The sequence below is a fragment of the Streptomyces sp. P17 genome (genome assembly GCF_032436805.1).
In the GTDB taxonomy this organism is placed as follows: domain Bacteria; phylum Actinomycetota; class Actinomycetes; order Streptomycetales; family Streptomycetaceae; genus Streptomyces.
Genome location: NZ_JAVRBF010000532.1, coordinates 1 through 319 on the forward strand (window position 1 = coordinate 1; position 319 = coordinate 319).

At 67.7% G+C, this 319-nt stretch carries 1 protein-coding gene; it reads left to right on the top strand.

The window, feature by feature from the left end; all coding sequences use genetic code 11:
• Positions 1-136: 136 nt before the first annotated feature.
• Positions 137-319: hypothetical protein (locus RMT89_RS41995; RefSeq protein WP_315889018.1), on the top strand; the 183-nt coding region annotated here is incomplete at its 3' end.

Sequence of the window (319 nt, forward strand, 5' to 3'; positions counted from 1 at the left end):
CCGCAGGCTCAAGAGGGAGGGCCCGAGGGCCCTCCCTCCTCTCCGCCCGCGCCGGCGGTGGCAGTGGTGGCGACGGTGAACAAGGCCTTGTCAGCGCGCCAGCCACGGGCCACGATGGCGGCAAAAGAGGACGCCCATGTTCCCGATCCGCGATCACAACCCCTCCGACGCCCCGGCCTATGTGCGCAACGCGCTGATATTTCTGAATATCCTTGCTTTTCTTGTGACCGAACCCTGGGCCGGCGGCATGGAAGAGCTATGGCTGCGCGGCGCGCTTTACCCCGCCGCCGTGACCGAGGGCGCCTGGTTGCACGGGTTG